This is a genomic window from Massilimicrobiota sp. An142, from assembly GCF_002160725.1.
GTDB lineage: Bacteria > Bacillota_I > Bacilli_A > Erysipelotrichales > Coprobacillaceae > Allocoprobacillus > Allocoprobacillus merdigallinarum.
The window spans coordinates 69,869-87,043 of the sequence record NZ_NFLD01000001.1 but is presented as its reverse complement, the minus strand read 5'-3'; the positions used below and the strand labels follow the sequence as shown (position 1 = coordinate 87,043).

At 30.5% G+C, this 17,175-nt stretch carries 14 protein-coding genes and 1 pseudogene; 11 read left to right on the top strand and 4 right to left on the bottom strand.

The window, feature by feature from the left end; translation table 11 throughout:
- Positions 1-44 precede the first annotated feature (44 nt).
- Positions 45-1,169: a molecular chaperone DnaJ gene (gene dnaJ, locus B5E87_RS00485; RefSeq protein ID WP_087242860.1), complete on the top strand. Its 1,125-nt coding sequence runs from the start codon at positions 45-47 to the stop codon at positions 1,167-1,169.
- Between the two features lie 95 nt (positions 1,170-1,264).
- Here the strand turns inward: dnaJ and rpmB are convergent, their stop codons facing one another.
- Positions 1,265-1,450: a 50S ribosomal protein L28 gene (rpmB, locus tag B5E87_RS00480; RefSeq protein WP_087242858.1), complete on the bottom strand. Its 186-nt coding sequence runs from the start codon at positions 1,448-1,450 to the stop codon at positions 1,265-1,267.
- Positions 1,451-1,742: 292 nt separating this feature from the next.
- Here rpmB and B5E87_RS00475 point away from each other — a divergent pair, with 292 nt between their 5' ends.
- Together B5E87_RS00475 and B5E87_RS00470 are read left to right on the top strand one after the other, a co-directional pair.
- Positions 1,743-2,099 carry an Asp23/Gls24 family envelope stress response protein gene (locus tag B5E87_RS00475; protein ID WP_087242856.1) on the top strand — a complete coding sequence of 119 codons (357 nt, stop codon included), beginning with the start codon at positions 1,743-1,745 and terminating at the stop codon, positions 2,097-2,099.
- A gap of 12 nt (positions 2,100-2,111) precedes the next feature.
- The gene (locus B5E87_RS00470; RefSeq protein WP_087242854.1) at positions 2,112-3,773 is read left to right on the top strand and encodes a DAK2 domain-containing protein; all 1,662 of its coding nucleotides are present in this window, start codon (positions 2,112-2,114) and stop codon (positions 3,771-3,773) included.
- Positions 3,774-4,137: 364 nt separating this feature from the next.
- Here B5E87_RS00470 and B5E87_RS00465 read toward each other — a convergent pair whose 3' ends face one another.
- A complete protein-coding gene (locus tag B5E87_RS00465) occupies positions 4,138-4,971 on the bottom strand; it encodes a MurR/RpiR family transcriptional regulator (protein ID WP_087242852.1) in 834 nt (277 codons plus the stop codon).
- A gap of 140 nt (positions 4,972-5,111) precedes the next feature.
- Between B5E87_RS00465 and B5E87_RS00460 the strand changes: the two are divergent.
- The 3 genes and pseudogenes from B5E87_RS00460 (at position 5,112) to B5E87_RS00450 (ending at position 8,936) form a co-directional block, all read left to right on the top strand.
- A pseudogene (locus B5E87_RS00460) lies at positions 5,112-6,536 on the top strand (6-phospho-beta-glucosidase).
- A complete protein-coding gene (locus B5E87_RS00455) occupies positions 6,533-7,516 on the top strand; it encodes an NADH:flavin oxidoreductase (protein ID WP_087242850.1) in 984 nt (327 codons plus the stop codon). The pseudogene B5E87_RS00460 and the gene B5E87_RS00455 overlap by 4 nt, the downstream one beginning before the upstream one ends.
- Before the next feature lie 568 nt (positions 7,517-8,084).
- Complete coding sequence (locus B5E87_RS00450) at positions 8,085-8,936, top strand: Cof-type HAD-IIB family hydrolase (RefSeq protein WP_087242848.1); 852 nt, start codon at positions 8,085-8,087, stop codon at positions 8,934-8,936.
- Positions 8,937-9,201: 265 nt separating this feature from the next.
- Here the strand turns inward: B5E87_RS00450 and B5E87_RS00445 are convergent, their stop codons facing one another.
- Positions 9,202-9,504, bottom strand: a complete 303-nt coding sequence (locus B5E87_RS00445; protein ID WP_087242846.1) for a hypothetical protein — start codon at positions 9,502-9,504, stop codon at positions 9,202-9,204.
- A 253-nt stretch (positions 9,505-9,757) separates the two neighbouring features.
- Between B5E87_RS00445 and B5E87_RS00440 the strand changes: the two genes are divergently transcribed.
- The 3 genes from B5E87_RS00440 to pap all read left to right on the top strand — a co-directional run bounded on the left by B5E87_RS00440 (position 9,758) and on the right by pap (position 13,218).
- Positions 9,758-10,750, top strand: a complete 993-nt coding sequence (locus tag B5E87_RS00440) for an ROK family protein (protein WP_087242844.1) — start codon at positions 9,758-9,760, stop codon at positions 10,748-10,750.
- Entirely contained in the window at positions 10,728-11,618 is an 891-nt protein-coding gene (locus B5E87_RS00435; protein WP_241147093.1) for a PHP domain-containing protein, read from the top strand. The genes B5E87_RS00440 and B5E87_RS00435 overlap by 23 nt, the downstream gene beginning before the upstream one ends.
- 130 nt (positions 11,619-11,748) lie before the next feature.
- Positions 11,749-13,218: a polyphosphate:AMP phosphotransferase gene (gene pap, locus B5E87_RS00430; protein ID WP_087242842.1), complete on the top strand. Its 1,470-nt coding sequence runs from the start codon at positions 11,749-11,751 to the stop codon at positions 13,216-13,218.
- A 26-nt stretch (positions 13,219-13,244) separates the two neighbouring features.
- Here the strand turns inward: pap and B5E87_RS00425 are convergent, their stop codons facing one another.
- Positions 13,245-14,027, bottom strand: coding sequence for a Cof-type HAD-IIB family hydrolase (locus tag B5E87_RS00425; protein ID WP_087242840.1), 783 nt, complete (start codon positions 14,025-14,027; stop codon positions 13,245-13,247).
- A gap of 129 nt (positions 14,028-14,156) precedes the next feature.
- On the opposite strand from B5E87_RS00425, the gene B5E87_RS00420 reads away from it, so the two are divergent.
- Together B5E87_RS00420 and recG are read left to right on the top strand one after the other, a co-directional pair.
- Positions 14,157-15,068, top strand: a complete 912-nt coding sequence (locus B5E87_RS00420) for an AEC family transporter (RefSeq protein WP_087243093.1) — start codon at positions 14,157-14,159, stop codon at positions 15,066-15,068.
- A 73-nt stretch (positions 15,069-15,141) separates the two neighbouring features.
- Complete coding sequence (recG, locus tag B5E87_RS00415) at positions 15,142-17,151, top strand: ATP-dependent DNA helicase RecG (protein ID WP_087242838.1); 2,010 nt, start codon at positions 15,142-15,144, stop codon at positions 17,149-17,151.
- Positions 17,152-17,175 lie beyond the last annotated feature (24 nt).

The window sequence follows — 17,175 nt, the reverse complement described above, 5'->3', positions numbered from 1 at the left end:
AGCCAAGGCTTTGCCTTGGTTTTATCTAGTCAAGAGGTGAGATTATGGCTGAAAAAAGAGATTATTATGAAGTGCTAGGTATATCAAAGAGTGCCAGTGCTGATGAAATAAAAAGAGCATATCGTAAAATGGCTAAAAAATATCACCCTGATGTCAATAAGGAACCTAGAGCAGAAGAAAAGTTTAAAGAAGTTCAGGAAGCCTATGATGTTTTATCTGATGACAATAAAAAAGCTGCCTACGATCGTTATGGTCATGCTGCATTTGATCAAGCTGGTGGATTCGGTGGAGGAGCCGGAGGCTTTGGCGGATTTGGTGGCTTTGAAGATGTTGACTTAGGAGATATTTTTGGTTCATTCTTTGGTGGTGGAGGATCACGTCAAAGAAAAAGTGGACCTATGCGTGGTGAAGACCGCTTTGTTCAATTAGAAATTGATTTTATGGATGCTATTAAAGGTAAGAAGGCAGAAATTAAAATCAATTATGATGAACAATGTTCACATTGTCATGGAACTGGTGCGAAAACACCTAACGATTATCAGACATGTTCTAGATGTGGTGGAACAGGTACGATTCGTACACAACAACGTTCGCCTTTTGGAACGTTTGTAAATCAGACAACATGTCCTGATTGCCATGGTACAGGTAAAGTCGTTAAAGAAAAATGTCCTCACTGTCATGGTAATGGATATGTCAATAAAAATATAACAGTTGAATTAAATATACCAGCTGGTATTAATACGCACCAACAGTTACGTGTTCAAGGTAAAGGACATCGTGGTACAAATGGTGGACCTAATGGTGATTTATATGTTGAAATCTATGTCAAACCACATCAACACTTCCAACGTGATGGTAGAAACATTTATATTTCTATTCCAATTTCAGCAGTTGATGCCACTCTAGGTTGTGAAGTAGATGTCCCAACGGTTTATGGTGATGTGACATTAAAAGTTCCAGAAGGAACACAACCAGGTACAACATTACGTTTAAAGGGTAAAGGTGTGAAGGATTTACGTAGTGATAATTATGGAGATCAATTTGTTAAAATTGATGTTAAGATTCCTACAAAATTATCTCGTGAAGAAAAAGATCTTTATCATAAGTTAAAAAAAGCCGCAAAAAAAGAATCAATCTTTGATCAATTCAAAAAAGGTTTTAGAAGATAGCATGAATTTGTTATCTTCTTTTTTCATATGATAGGGTATAATGATTGAATAAAAGAGCATAAAAAAAGCATCCAGGAAGGATGCAATCTTTATCATTAAGCACTTTTTCTAAGAGTTCTTAATTCTCTTGCTGAAATTTTTACTTTTTTTGGTTTACCATTGACTAAAATAGTAGCTTTTTGTAAGTTAACATTCCATTTTCTCTTAGTTGCATTTAATGCATGAGAACGAGAATTACCAGACATAGGTCCTTTTCCGCTCACTTCACATTTTCTAGCCATTATATTCACCATCCTTTACAAAGTGTCATTCACATACCTAAGTATAATATCATTAATAAAAAGAAAATGCAAATACTTTTTTATATAAACATAAAAAATATTTTGTATTTGAACGTAAATATAATATATGAAAAATATGAATATTTCAATATTTTTTTAAATTTTATTTACAAGATAATATAAGTGGGTTATAATGCGTATGCATTGTTATGAAATAATTGTCAACAATTTAAAAATAAGATATAATATAGTTAACTATTTATGAATTTATGATAAGAACGGAGGAATAGTTATGATAACAAAAACAACTGATTTAGGAGATATTCATCTTTCATTAGATGTCGTTGCTAGCATTACTGGGGGTGCTGCAACTGAATGCTATGGAGTTGTTGGAATGGCAAGTCAAAAGATTATGAAAGATGGTTTTTATGATCTTTTAGGTAAAGATAATTATGCTAAAGGGATTGTCGTAGAAGATGGGGAAACAGGAATTATTTTAAATGTCTATATTATCGTTGGATATGGTGTCAAAATTTCTGAGGTTGTTTATGAAGTTCAAAAGAAAGTGAAATATGTTTTAGAAACAACTTTAGATATTGATATTGAAGCAGTGAATGTTTTTGTACAAAGCATTCGTGTAACAGATTAGTGGAGGGTTAACATGAGAATCATTGATGGTAAACAGTTTAAAGAGATGGTTATAACAGGTGCGACTGTTTTGCATAATAATCATCCAGAAATTGATGCACTAAATGTTTTTCCTGTGCCTGATGGAGATACAGGTACAAATATGTCTTTAACATTTAGTTCTGGGGCAGATGAGATTGAAAAGTTAGATTCTAACGATATATATGAAATTTCAAAAAAATTATCTAAAGGTTTATTGATGGGAGCAAGGGGAAACTCTGGTGTTATTTTATCACAGATCTTTAGAGGTATTTCTATGGCTTTTGAGGGAAAATCTCAAGTGGATGCTGTAGAATTAGCACAAGCTTTACAAAATGGAGCAAAAGTAGCTTATAAAGCTGTTATGCGACCTGTTGAAGGTACAATTTTAACTGTCATAAGAGAATCAAGTGAAGCTGTTGTAAAATATGCAAAACCTGGTATGGAAATCGAAGATGTTTTTTCTTACTTTGTAAAAGAAGCTGAAGAATCATTGGAAAGAACACCAGAACTTTTACCTGTATTAAAAGAAGTTGGTGTTGTTGATAGTGGTGGTGCTGGTCTCTTATTGATTTTAACAGGGTTTATGGCTGCTTTAGCTGGTGAAGAAATTGAACGTGTAGATATTAATAACGATAATGCAAAAGAAGCACTTGTTGATGTTGAATCTGATAGTGAAGATGCATATGGTTATTGTACAGAATTTATTTTTAGATTGGATCCAGCAAAAATAAAAGTTTTTAAAGAAGAAAATTTACGTAATGAACTAGAAAGATTACCTGGTAATAGTATTGTTGTTGTTCAGGATGAAGATATTGTTAAAGTTCATGTGCATACATTAAAACCAGGAAATGCTTTAAATGTGGCACAAAGATATGGTGAGTTTATTAAATTAAAGATTGAAAATATGCAAGAACAGCATAATTCTATTTTAGAAGCTAATAGTACACCCGCTGCTAATGCAAAAGCAACATTAACTGCACCTAAAGAAGAACCAAAAGAAGTTTCTATTATTAGTGTGGCTGCTGGTGATGGTATTAAAGATATGTTCTTAGAATTGCATTGTGATTATGTTGTCAGTGGTGGACAAACAATGAATCCTTCTGCTGAAGATATCGTTCAAGCTATTCGTGATGTTAATGCAAAACATGTCATTATATTACCAAATAACTCAAACATTGTGATGACAGCACAACAGGCAGCTATTATTTTAGAAGATGAAGTAGATGTTCATGTGATTCCTTCTAAAACAATTCCACAAGGTTTATCAGCATGTATTATGTTTAATCCAGAAGTGTCTTTAGAAGACAATTTAAATGAAATGAATGAGGCTATTGCAAATGTGAAAACTGGACAAGTGACTTTTGCGATTAAAGATACAAATATTGATGGTGTGGATATTAAGGCTAATCAATATATGGCATTATGTGAAAAAGAGATTATTGCCTGTGTTCCAAATAAAGTAGAAGCTTTAAAAGAAACTTTAAATGGATTGGTTGATGAAGATTCAGAAATTATTACTTTAATTTATGGTGAAGATGTGACTGAAGACGAAGTTGAAGATATTGAAAGTTATGTTGAAGATCACTTTGAAGCTGAAATTGAATGTGTAAATGGAAAACAACCGGTTTATTCATTTATTGTAGGTGTTGAATAAATAAAATATTAAAAAAGTGCTGATTACATCAGCACTTTTTTAATAAACAATCAAATTTTACGCTTATTTTAGCTTATTTACGCACTGATCTGTGTATTCAAAGCAAAAAACATCGTGTTTTTTTATTATGAAGATAGCAAAGATTAGATTTTTTAATATGAGCAAGCATCATCTAAAAATTCTAGATATAGAAAAAGGATAACAAATGATACAGTTGGTGGTTATTTTGATTATACAGGTAGGATGAATGCAAAAAAAATTTATTATTTAGTTGATTTGATATCTTTACTTAAATAATAAGTTCATCAATGTTATATTAAAATCAGATTATTAAAAAATTGTTATAAAAAAATGTTTCATAATTTTATAGTCCATTTAAGTAAATTTTTTTATGAATACTTTCTAATTCTAACGTTTCATCATAGTTTTTAGCGAACAATATAGCAAACATCAAATCAAACAGATATTTACTTGATATATTAAATACAAGATCGCCAAGTTTACTAATAGATGGATCAAAGGCGCATATTAAAGAATAGTTACAATTTTTAGCGAGATTGTTTTGTCCATCTGTAGTCAAAGCAATGCTAGGAATTTTTCTTTTCTTTATTAATTTAGCTGTTTGTAAAATTTGCTTATTAATTACATGTTTGCTCATAAAAATAATAACATGATTTTTTTGTACATTAAGACCTAAATAAAGTTGTTTGTCGGCTGTTTTATATACCGTAACTGTTTTATTAACAATACAGAAATTATGGCTGGCATATTCAGCAATGTCGCTATTGGCATCATCTGCAACGATATCTATATAATGAGCGTTTTGTATTATTTGAATGATATTATAAAAATCAGAGTAGTTTAATGCTTCTTTTGTCTGTTGGATAACCGAGGTTTGTAGTTCTGTTAGGTTATTAATTGTAGATAAAATGTCGTTTTGATCTATTACATTTTGATATTCTGTAGACATTTGTTTAACAAAGCTTTGAATATGAATTTTTAGATCATTAAAGTTTTGAAAACCACATTTTTTTGATAAGCGTAAAATAGTGGTTGGATGTGTAAATGTAGCTTCAGCAAGCTTACGTGATGACATATAAGGTATACTATCAATATTGTCAAGCATATACTGCCAGATATATATATCATTATCATTTAGTTGATAGTGTTCTTTTAAATAATTTATAATGTGTGACATGGTAACACCTCCATTTATATTGTAACAATGTTACTAGAAACTATCGATTTTTTTATGTTTTTTGTAACAGAAACTCTATCTTCTTTATATCCATTGTATGTTTTTTTTAATATGTTATTCTGTCATCAGGAGGTGGTGTTATGAAAGATAATTTTTTATGGTGAGCATCAAGTGCTGCTCACCAAATTGAAGGAGGTTTAAAAGGAACAACAAAAGGTCTGTCAGTTAGTGATGTTTTAACTGTTGGAGGAATAGGTAAATCTAGACAGATTACTGATGGAATTGTTGAAGGTGAATATTATCCTAATCATGAAGCTATTGATTTTTATGGACATTATAAAGAAGATGTCAAATTGTTTGCTGAAATGGGGTTAAAGTGTTTCAGAACATCTATTTCATGGGCACGTATTTTTCCTTGTGGCGACGAGGATAAACCTGATGAAGAAGGACTACAGTTTTATGATAATTTGTTTGATGAATTGCTAAAGTATGGAATTGAACCTGTTATTACATTATCACATTTTGAAATGCCTTATGCATTGGTTAAAAAATATGGTGGATGGCGTAATCGAAAACTTATTGATTTCTTTGTTAGATTTGCAAAAGTTTGTTTTGAACGATATAAAGATAAAGTGAAATATTGGTTAACATTTAATGAAATTAATAATCAGGCTAAATATCAGGCAGATGTTCCGGTATTTACAAATTCAGGAATTATTTTTAAAGAAGGCGAAGATCGTGAAAAAATTATTTATCAGGCTGCTCATTATGAGTTTGTAGCAAGTGCACTATGTGTAAAGATAGCTCATCGTATTGATTCAAATCTTAAAGTGGGATGTATGATTGCCTGTGAAGCTTTTTATCCCTACAGCTGTCATCCTTTAGATATGATGCAATCTATTGAATCTGGTCGTGAAGTATTCTTTTATAGTGATGTGCAAGTAAGGGGCTATTATCCTGCTTATGCATTGAAAAAATTTGAAAGGAAAAATTATCATTTAGATATGACTTCAAAAGATCTGGAAATATTGAAAAATGGTTGTGTTGATTTTATTGGTTTAAGCTATTATTTCTCATATGCTGTTAGTCATCAGTCACATCATATTGATTCAAACAATATTAATATTGTTTGTGATAAGATAGTAGATAACCCTTATTTAGAAAAAACAGAATGGGGCTGGCAAATTGATCCAATTGGATTAAGATATAGTTTAAACACTTTATATGATCGTTATCAAAAACCTCTGTTTATTGTTGAAAATGGTATAGGAGCTCAAGATCAGTTAGTAAATGGTAAGATTCATGATTATTATCGTATTGATTTTTTAAAGCAGCATATAGAACAATTAAAATTGGCTATTGAAAAAGATGGAGTAGATGTTATCGGTTATGCCGTATGGGGTGCTATAGATATGATTTCATTTTCGACTGGAGAAATGAAGAAAAGATATGGATTTATTTATGTTGATAGAAATAATGATGGTACTGGAAGTTATCAAAGATATAAAAAAGATTCTTTTGAATGGTATAAAACAGTTATTGAAACAAAGGGGGAAATTTTATGAACTTATTTAAAGAAACAACAATAGAAAATTTAGAAGTATCCAATCACTTTATTCGTTCAGCGACATATGAAGGAAAAGCAACTGAAGATGGTTATCCAACTCAGCAAACAATTAATATTTATCAAAAATTAGCTGAAGGAAATGTTGGAACTATTATTACAAGCTATTCATACATTACAGACTATGAACAACCACAGAAATATCAGTTAGGAATATATAGTGATGATATGATACCGGCATATAAGAACTTGACTGACCAGATTCATCAATACAATTCGAAGATCAACATGCAAATCGTTCATGGTTCGTCATGGGGACAAGGATATCCCGAAACAGCTAAAATTTTAGGTCCATCAACAATGGAACATCCAGATTCACATCTTGTCTCTAAAGAAATGACAAAAGATGAAATTCAGGAAGTAGTTCAATTATTTGCTAAGGCTGCATTGAGAGTCAAAAAAGCTGGCTTTGATGGAGTACAGATTCATTGTGCTCATAATTATCTTTTGGCTCATTTTATTTCACCGTTATTTAATCATCGTATTGATGAATACGGAGGAAGTGTTGAAAATAGATTTAGAATAGTAAAAGAAGTTTATCTTGCTATAAGAGAAGCTGTAGGTAAAGATTATCCTGTATGGATCAAGATGAATTCATCAGACGAATTGCCTGGTGGCTTAACAGTTGAAGATTTTCTATATATGGCCAGTGAATTAGCTAAGCTTGGAATAAGTGCGATTGAAGTAAGCGGTGATCGCTGGAAAACGCACAGTTTGAAAGAAAGAGCATATTATAAAGATGCAGCTATTAAATTATCAAAGATTATTGATACACCAATTATCCTTACTGGTGGTCTAAGAGAGATGTCGGATCTAAAAGATGTAATGTTGCATAGTCGAATTAATTTATTTGGATTTGCCAGACCGTTTATGAGAGATCCATATTTTATTGAATCGCTAAAGAAAGAACTAGATGTCTGATATATAAATTTTTGTAAATGTATAATGTGATGTTTTTAAATAATTACTCAAGGATACATTTTAAAATGTATTTATGTTTAATTATAAATGAGATGAATTAATTTATTATGAAAAAATAAATACTCCTCATATAGATAAAAGTGAAACCTTGTAGAATGATAGTTCTCAATTTATTATAGGTATAATCTGTCAAATGAAGAAATATTACTTTAATAGTCGCAATGTTTATTAAAATTAAAGAAAAATAACGAGTTTAAAAGTACCACCTAAAAATTCCAGATATTGAGATAAGATAACAAATGATACAGTTGGTGGCTATTTTTATTATACAGGCAGAGATGAATCTAAAGATATTGTACTCTTGTAAAAATAATGACACCAAAGTACGATAACGTACGCAACAAACAAAATATAAAATTGAAAAAACAAATATTTTATAATGGTTTTAAAGATTTTGTGACTGTAATAGTGTTTCGGTTTCGATGTTATTTCTAAATAAGAAAAAATTAGGTGTTATTTAAAAGTTACGATATAATTATAATAAATTAATATAAGCGAGGTTTTGATTATGATAAAAATGATTGTATCGGATATGGATGGAACACTTTTATTAACAGATGCTTCAATTAGTAAAGAAAATTTAGAAGCTATTAAATATGCTCAAAGTAGAGGAGTGAATTTTACAATTGCCACTGGACGAGATTATTTTGGTATAAAAGGAATCATGGATCGTTATGATTTGCATTGTTCATGTATTCTAGGAAATGGGGCTCAGTTTTGTGATGAAACAGGAAAAATTTTATCTAGCTGTTATTTTCCTAAAGATAGATTTAAAGAGGTTTTAAAGATTTTTGATGATTTAAATACCTACTATATGATTTTTACAACAGCTGGTTTTTATACAACTAAAAAACCACAAATAGTTCGTGATGCTTTTATTGATCGTTGTATTCAGCGTTTTAATCGTAAAAAAGAGGAATATTTTAATGGAGTGCAACAAGATATGCCCTGTATGCATTTAAAAGAAATCAAGGATGTTGATGAGTTTTTAGAACAAGACATTGATATTATTAAAGTAGAAGCGTTTAATACTAATACAGTTTTAATTTCTAAAGCTAAAGAAAAATTAGCAAATCTTTCAGGAATTGCTTATTTATCTTCTTTTGACGACAATGTCGAAGTGACTGATAAAAAAGCACAAAAAGGGCTTATTTTAGAACAGGTTGTTGCTAAGATGAATATTTCTAAAGATGAAGTTATGGTTTTAGGTGATGGGCTCAATGATATTACAATGTTTGAACGTTTTAGATATTCATTTGCACCTGAAAATGCAGATTCTACAATTAAAGAAATGGCTTATCAGGTCGTAAAGAGTTGTGAAGATAATGGAGTGGCTCAAGCAATCTACACAATGGTTTAAAAGTTTATATGAAAAAAGTAATTACACGAGCTAAAAAATGATAAATGATATTTCCTTTTTAGAAGTTGAAAGTTTATAGGTTTATCTTGAAATAACAGAGTAAATGTTAAATCATGTGCTCTTTTTTACAATTTTGTTGCTGCTATTTTTACATTTTTAATTTAACATCTTTTTTTGTCTTGCATCGTTGAAAAATGGAGTTTAAAGAAAAAATACTACAAGTGATTCAGATAATCTATGAAAAAATATATATGATTGAATTTCATTATTCTTTATCTTGTTTAATTTTATTTAATTCTTCTTCTAACTTTTGAAAACTTTTCTTTAAAAGATCATACTCATTATCCTGATTATCTTCTTGAGAGTTTGAGTCTTGTTCATTGGATTGACTATCTGTTGTCTGAAAGGAAGAAAGATAACTGCTGTTAAGAGCTAATAAATCACCAAGTACATTGAAAAAGGCACCAACAACAGCTTGTTCATCAACGGATAAACTTTCTGTTAAAGGGGCAACCAATAAAACAGCTAAACCATCAAGTGCGATAGGATGAATAAAAGTTAAGGACATTGTCATCACCATAATTATCATATGTTCCTATTTGAATTTTGAGTGTGGTAAATGACTTATATGACAAAGTGATTGAAGAAATGAAGATGAAAATATTATTTATCTGGTATATACAGATATTTTTTTCATAAGTTGAAATTTATATGAATAAATAAGAATATGTGATATGATAATAATAACTTTCAACAAGACTTAACGAAAGTGATTGAATCTTTTATCAAAGAATTGAAGTTTAAATAGAAAGCGTGATATTTTGTCAAAAGTTAAAGATTTAAAACACATGAATATTCAAAAAGTAAGACAATGTTTTTATGATGGAAACATATGGACGAAAACACAGTTATCTGATGAGACGCAATTATCGTTATCATCCATGACAAATATTTTGCAGAAACTATTAAAAAATCAAGAAATATTTTTTATAGGTGAAAATGCATCAACAGGAGGACGAAAATCAAAACAGTATGTTTTGAATAAAGATTATCGTCATATATTAAAAATGATTTTAAAAAGACAAATCAATGGTTATGAATTTATTTGTCAGAATATGAATCTTTTTAATCAGGTTATTTCATCTCAAACAGTTTCTTCAATGTATGGTCAAGTGGATGAATTGATTTTATTAATGAAGAAGTTTTTATCTGCTGACTCTTCTATAACGATGATTTGTTTAAGTATTCCTGGTGTTTGTCATGATGGATATATTGATGTTTGTGACTTTGAATTGTTTGAAAATGTGAATCTTTTAGAGATGATTCGTGATTTTTATAAGAATCAAATCATTTTAGAAAATGATGTTAATATTGCCAGTATTGGTTTTTATCATCAATATCCAAAATGTCAGCATTTGGCATTTGTTTATCAGCCAGCAGTTCAATATATAGGCTGTGGAATGATTATTAATGGAAAGTTATATAACGGTTTTACGCATTTTGCGGGCGAGTTAAGATATTTACCGTTTTATACATCTGAGCAACAAAATCAAATGCTTGAAACTCAACCTAAAGAATTACTAGAAAAACAGTTGTCGACACTTTGTTGTGTTTTCAATCCAGAAATGATTGGGATTTGCAGTGATGTTATTGATTGTTTAGATGATTTTCATCTCAATACGATTCCATTTAAACATAGACCGTGTATGATTCATGTAAAGAATATGGATTCATTGATAGAAGATGGGCTTTATCAAATGAGTATTCAAAAAATATTAGAGGAGGAGAAGAATGATGACAAAGAGTTATATTGATTTACATATGCATAGTATGTATAGCGATGATGGAGAATATACACCAACACAGTTAGTGGATATGTGTCATGAGGCAGGTGTGAAAATCATGGCTATTGCTGATCATAACTGGGTAAAAGCAAATGAGGAAGCAAAAAAACATGCAGATGAATTAGGGATGACATATATTCCTGCTATTGAAATTGATTGTACATATAAAGGTGTTAATTTACATGTGTTAGGATATGGTATTGATAATCAGGAAGTCTTTAACCAATTAGGTGAAGATATTGAAAAGCAGGAACTTGCATGCAGTATGAAGAAATTAGAATTAACGAATGCCTTAGGATTTGATTTGAAAAAAGAACAATTAGATGCATTATCAACAAATGGTGTTTATACAGGCGAAATGTTTGGTGAAGCCTTATTAAATGATTCACGATATGAAGATCATGAATTATTAAAGCCCTATCGTCAAGGTGGAGAAAGAAGTGATAATCCCTATGTGAATTTTTATTGGGATTATTATGCCCAAGGGAAACCATGTTATACAGAAATACATTTTCCAACTTTAGAAGAAACTATACAATTGATTCATCAACATGGTGGAGTTGCCCTGTTGGCTCATCCTGGTAATAATTTAAAAGGACAGTTTGAACTGTTTGATGAAATGGTGGCATTAGGATTAGATGGAGTAGAATGTTTTTCAAGTTATCATACAACAGAAACAAATGAATATTTCTACAATAAAGCTAAAGAACTAAATGTCTTGTATACATGTGGAAGTGATTTTCATGGTAAGACAAAACCATCTATTCATTTAGGAGAAAATGGTTGTTCAAATCCACAGGAAATAGAAGATTGCTTAAAAGCTCATCATCTTATTTAATAGAATGAAACACTACAGTATTGGAAATCAATAGGTAGTGTTTTTAATTATTATTTGATCAAGTTATATTTTTCTTTAAGCGCTTACATAAAAGTGATAAAATATAAATGTGTAGGTGAGGAGGAAAAATATGTTAAGAGATTATCAATTTGAACAAATAGAAATTGCACCTGATATTGAAGAATGTTTAGAAAATGCAAAACTTGAGTTGTCTAAAAAACAGATGTTATTAAAAGAAAAGAAATTACCTGTTGTAGTTTTATTTGAAGGATGGGGAGCATCTGGAATTGGGACAACGCTTGGCAAAGTGATTCAAAATATGGATCCACGTTTTTATAATGTTGAAACAATGAATAAGATAAGTGAAGATGAACAAAGACGACCTTTCTTATATCGTTATTTTTTACGCATTCCAGAAAATGGAATGGCCACATTTTATGACCATGGTTGGATGAATGATGTCACAAGACAATATATGCATAAACAAATTTCAAAAAAACAATATCATCAAAGAATTGAAAGTATACAGAAGTTTGAAAGAACTTTAGTAGATAATGGTTATATAGTGATTAAATTCTTTTTCCATATTTCTCAATTGGAACAGGCAACACGTACACATAAGTTATTGAAAAACAAGAATACAAAATGGCGTGTCAGTGATGAGGATTTATGGCAAAATAAACATTATGATGAATACTTAAGTTTATATGATGAATATATGAATGCGACAAATGACACATATGCTCCTTGGTATATTATTGATGCAACAAATAAAAAACTAGCTCAATTACAGGTGCTTGAAACATTAATGAGCTGTATTCAAGAACGTCTAGAGCATGAAAAGCAGGATGCACCACTGATTGACAATGTTTTTGAAATGAGAGAGAAAATCCATTTAGAAGATTATGATTTGAGTGTTAACATTAGTGAAGAAACATATCGTAGAGAATTGAAAAAATGTCGTAAAAAATTAATGAAGTTGCATAATAAACTTTATCGTCAAAAAATACCTGTGATTATTGCCTATGAGGGTTGGGATGCAGCTGGTAAAGGTGGAAATATCAAGAGAGTCACTTCTGGATTGGATCCTCGTGGATATACAGTTTATCCTATAGCAGCTCCTGATAAAAGTGAATTGAATAGACATTATTTATGGCGCTTTTATAAACGTTTACCAAAGGACGGACATATTGCCATTTTTGATAGAACATGGTATGGTCGTGTTATGGTTGAAAGATTAGAAGGATTTTGTAGTGAAAATGACTGGCAACGTGCTTATAATGAAATGAATGAATTTGAAAAAGAACTTTATGACTGGGGTGCTATTGTTATTAAATTCTGGGTACAGATAGATAACCAAACACAATTAGAACGTTTTACTGAACGTCAAAATACACCTGAAAAACAATGGAAAATTACTGAAGAAGATTGGCGTAATCGTGAAAAATGGGATTTATATGAAAATGCTATTGAAGAAATGCTTCAAAAAACAAATACAGTGTTTGCACCATGGTATGTATTAGAATCAGTAGATAAAAAATATGCACGTATTAAAGCAATGAAAATTGTCATTCGTGAAATTGAAAAGAGATTAGGATAATATAAAAACAAGAATAAGCTCATGTCTTATTCTTGTTTTTGGCATAATTGAAAATGAACACAGGCATTCAAAATACCATCATGATCAACATCATCTGTTATATAGTCAGCAATAGACTTGACTTCATCATTGGCATTTCCCATTGCAACACTTATAGCAACATGCTTTAACATAGGAATATCATTTCCACCATCGCCAAAAGCCATAGTTTGGGATAAATCAATATGATAATGTTTTAAGAATTCATCAATTCCATGTTGTTTAGAACCACCTATCGGTGAAATATCACAGAAAGTGGGATACCATCTTGAAGCATGACAATGCGGCATGACTTTTAATAATTCCTTTTCCTCATTTTCATCAACAAAGCACATACATTGATATATCTTTTTATGGATAACCTGACTGCAATCACGAGCAGGATGATCGTCGTTATGTGTGATTGCATGGATTTCATCAACAAGATGATTACGCATATTAAAATATTTGGTATGTTCTTCAGTAAAACCACAAGGAAATGGTTTTTCTTTTAAATATTCTAATAAAGCCTGAATATCCTGAGAATCAATTGTATTTTCATAAATCAGTTCATTATTTGTAAAACAATATTGCCCATTTAATGTAATATAGCCATCAAAGGGGAAACCTTGTAAAATATCTAAACCATCTTTTCCTCTTCCTGTCGCAATAAAGAGTTTGATTCCGTTATCTTTGAGTTTATTTAAAGTATAAAAAGTTAAATCAGGGATTTGGTGAGTTTTGAAACTGGCCAAAGTACCATCTATATCAAAAAAGATTGCCTTAATCATATATATCCTCCTTATCGTTTCTTTTATTATATCAGGCATTATATATTTTACAAAAGATTTTCATTTTTTGCTTGTTTTATCTTTTTTATAACAAAAGTGCTATAATGCATGAAGAAAGAAGGGGAAAAAATGTTTGACGTTTTGATAACATCATTAACTTTTATTTTGATTATTGTGATTGCATACTTTTTAAAAAAAGTGAAAGTTTTAAAAAAGAGTGATGCAAATATTTTAGCAACCATTATTATGAATGTGACATTGCCATGTGCTTTATTAACAAGTGCCAATGGAATTACATTAGATATGACAATTCTTATATTGATAGCTGTAGGTATTTTATCTAATGTTATTATGATTCTCGTTGGTTATGGATTTGCTTATAAAGAACGTCCTGTAATAAAAGGAACATATATGATTAATGTATCAGGATATAATATTGGGAATTTTGTATTGCCATTTGTTCAATCGTTTTTTCCTGGTATGGGAGTCGTTTATTTATGTTCTTTTGATATTGGAAATGCATTAATGGGATTAGGGATTACGTATGCTTTAGCCGATCATGTTGCCAGTGGTCAAAGTGATTTTCATTTAAAGGATGTTTTAAAAAAGCTTTTTTCTTCTATTCCATTTGATGTCTATTTATTGATTTTTATAATGGCTATATTTCAAATTGAATTTCCATCATATATTCTTTCTATGGCAACAACTATTGGTGCAGGAAATAGCTTTTTAGCCATGATGATGATTGGGTTAATGCTTGAAATCAAAGTCTCACATAGTGAAGCATATCATGTTATCAAAATTATAGTGTTAAGAATTGTTGGCACTTTGATTTTATCAGGTATCATTTTCATTGTATTACCATTGCCATTATTAGCTAAAGAAATATTAACTATGGCTCTTTGTGCCCCTTTATCAACAGTTTCAGCTGTGTTTAGTCAAAGAATTGGCTATAGTGGTGATATGCCTGCAACAGCAAATTCTTTAAGTATCATTATTTCTATTGTTTGTATGATTACATTGTTATTGATTTTTATTTAATCAAATGAAAGATATTCTAAATGAGTATCTTTTTTTTGAATTTATGGTACAATAAACGACAGGTGGTGAGAATATGACAGATATAAAATTATTAAAAACGACATCTCGACGTTTAGAAATTTTAGCTTCAATGAATATAACAACTTTGGAAGACTTGATTTATCAGTATCCTTATCGTTATGAAGTGATTGAAGAAAAATATCCCACTGATGAGGATGAGCATCTGATTATTGAAGCGACTGTCATTTCACCAGTCAAGATTTTTTTTAAGGGTAAAATGTCTAGAATGAGTTTTGAAGTCGAAGATAAGTATTTACAACATTTTCAGGTGAATATTTTTAATCGTCATTTTTTAAGGCAACATTTAAAGCTAGGAACAACCATAACAATCATTGGTAAATGCGTCAATCATCGTATTACGGCATCTGATATTAAAATCAAGCCATTACAAGACATATCTGGTATTTATCCAGTTTATTCCTTAAAAGAAGGAATAACACAAAAATCTTTTAGACAATATGTCAAAAAAGCATTGTCTTTATTAAATCATGAATTTGATGATTTTATTCCTGAAAAATACCGCATTCAACATCATCTGATCCGAAAGGAAAGTGCTTTGTATTGTATTCATTTTCCAGAAAATAAAAAAGATGTTCAAGAAGCGTTGAAATATTTAAAATATGAAGAATTCTTAAAATTTCAATTAACAATGCAATTGATGAAGCAACAACGTACTCAAGAAATGGGGATTGCGAAAGATTTTGATGTAACACAATTACAATCATTGATATTATCATTGCCTTTTGCTCTTACCAAAGATCAACAGACGGCTATTAAAGAGATTGTAGAAGATTTAAAAAGTCCACAGATGATGTATCGCTTTTTACAGGGTGATGTTGGTAGTGGGAAAACAGTTGTCAGCTCTGTAGCTTTATATGCCAATTATTTGGCTGGTTATCAAGGGGCTTTAATGGCACCAACAGAAATTCTAGCGACTCAGCATTATCAGACATTAAGCCGTTTCTTTGAAAATACAGATGTCCGTATAGAGTTATTAACAGGTTCATTGTCATTGAAAGAAAAAGAACGTGTTTATCAGGCTATCCAAAGTGGAGAGGCAGATATTGTGGTTGGGACACATGCTTTATTTCAAAAAAAAGTTGTTTACCATAATTTAGGATTTGTGATTACTGATGAACAGCATCGTTTTGGTGTCATGCAACGTAAGGCTTTAAAAAATAAAGGTCAGCAGGTTGATTTTTTGATTATGAGTGCAACACCTATACCACGTACGCTAGCTATTTCTATGTATGGTGATATGGATGTATCGACAATCAAAACAATGCCTCAAGGGCGCTTGCCAGTGAAAACACAATATATTCACTCGTCTTCGATGAAGCCGATATTAAAACATTTAAAATCATATTTAGCTCAAGGAGGACAATGCTATGTGATATGTCCGTTAGTGGAGGATAGTGAAAATTTAGAAGCAAAGAGTGCCTCACAGATTGCGGAGGCTATGCAAAAGTATTTTCAAACTCAATACAATGTTGGATTATTACATGGACAGATGAAAGAAGACGAAAAAGAAAAAGTGATGAATGGCTTTTTGAATAATACAATTCAGATTTTGGTATCTACGACAGTTGTAGAAGTAGGAGTAGATGTTAAGAATGCAAATATGATGGTTATTTATAATGCAGAGCGATTTGGAATGAGTCAATTACATCAATTGCGTGGACGTATTGGGCGAGGACAGGAGCAGGCTTATTGTTATTTAATGAGTTCATCATCGTCAAAAGAAGCCATTGAACGATTGAAATATTTAGAAAAGAGTCACGATGGATTTGAAATATCATTGTATGATTTAAAACTTAGAGGACCTGGGGAAGTTTTAGGCCAACGACAAAGTGGTTTACCAACTTTTTTAGTTGCTGATATAATGAAAGATTTTCCTATTTTATCAATTGCAAGAAAAGATGCCGATGAAATTATACATGATTATATACAAAATCATGAGTATCAGGGAATTGTATGTAAGATTCAAGAGAAATTACAGGTGAATAATGAATATGTTGATTAAATATGTTATACTATACAAACGAGG

What these genes read in the sequence shown, in the direction of transcription:
- B5E87_RS00435 (WP_241147093.1), top strand. Translation starts at nt 10,728, where the DNA reads ATGATGACAAAGAGTTATATTGATTTACATATGCATAGTATGTATAGC.
- B5E87_RS00420 (WP_087243093.1), top strand. Translation starts at nt 14,157, where the DNA reads ATGTTTGACGTTTTGATAACATCATTAACTTTTATTTTGATTATTGTG.
- B5E87_RS00465 (WP_087242852.1), bottom strand. Translation starts at nt 4,971, where the DNA reads ATGTCACACATTATAAATTATTTAAAAGAACACTATCAACTAAATGAT.
- B5E87_RS00470 (WP_087242854.1), top strand. Translation starts at nt 2,112, where the DNA reads ATGAGAATCATTGATGGTAAACAGTTTAAAGAGATGGTTATAACAGGT.
- B5E87_RS00450 (WP_087242848.1), top strand. Translation starts at nt 8,085, where the DNA reads ATGATAAAAATGATTGTATCGGATATGGATGGAACACTTTTATTAACA.
- recG (WP_087242838.1), top strand. Translation starts at nt 15,142, where the DNA reads ATGACAGATATAAAATTATTAAAAACGACATCTCGACGTTTAGAAATT.
- dnaJ (WP_087242860.1), top strand. Translation starts at nt 45, where the DNA reads ATGGCTGAAAAAAGAGATTATTATGAAGTGCTAGGTATATCAAAGAGT.
- B5E87_RS00475 (WP_087242856.1), top strand. Translation starts at nt 1,743, where the DNA reads ATGATAACAAAAACAACTGATTTAGGAGATATTCATCTTTCATTAGAT.
- pap (WP_087242842.1), top strand. Translation starts at nt 11,749, where the DNA reads ATGTTAAGAGATTATCAATTTGAACAAATAGAAATTGCACCTGATATT.
- B5E87_RS00425 (WP_087242840.1), bottom strand. Translation starts at nt 14,027, where the DNA reads ATGATTAAGGCAATCTTTTTTGATATAGATGGTACTTTGGCCAGTTTC.
- B5E87_RS00445 (WP_087242846.1), bottom strand. Translation starts at nt 9,504, where the DNA reads ATGTCCTTAACTTTTATTCATCCTATCGCACTTGATGGTTTAGCTGTT.
- rpmB (WP_087242858.1), bottom strand. Translation starts at nt 1,450, where the DNA reads ATGGCTAGAAAATGTGAAGTGAGCGGAAAAGGACCTATGTCTGGTAAT.
- B5E87_RS00455 (WP_087242850.1), top strand. Translation starts at nt 6,533, where the DNA reads ATGAACTTATTTAAAGAAACAACAATAGAAAATTTAGAAGTATCCAAT.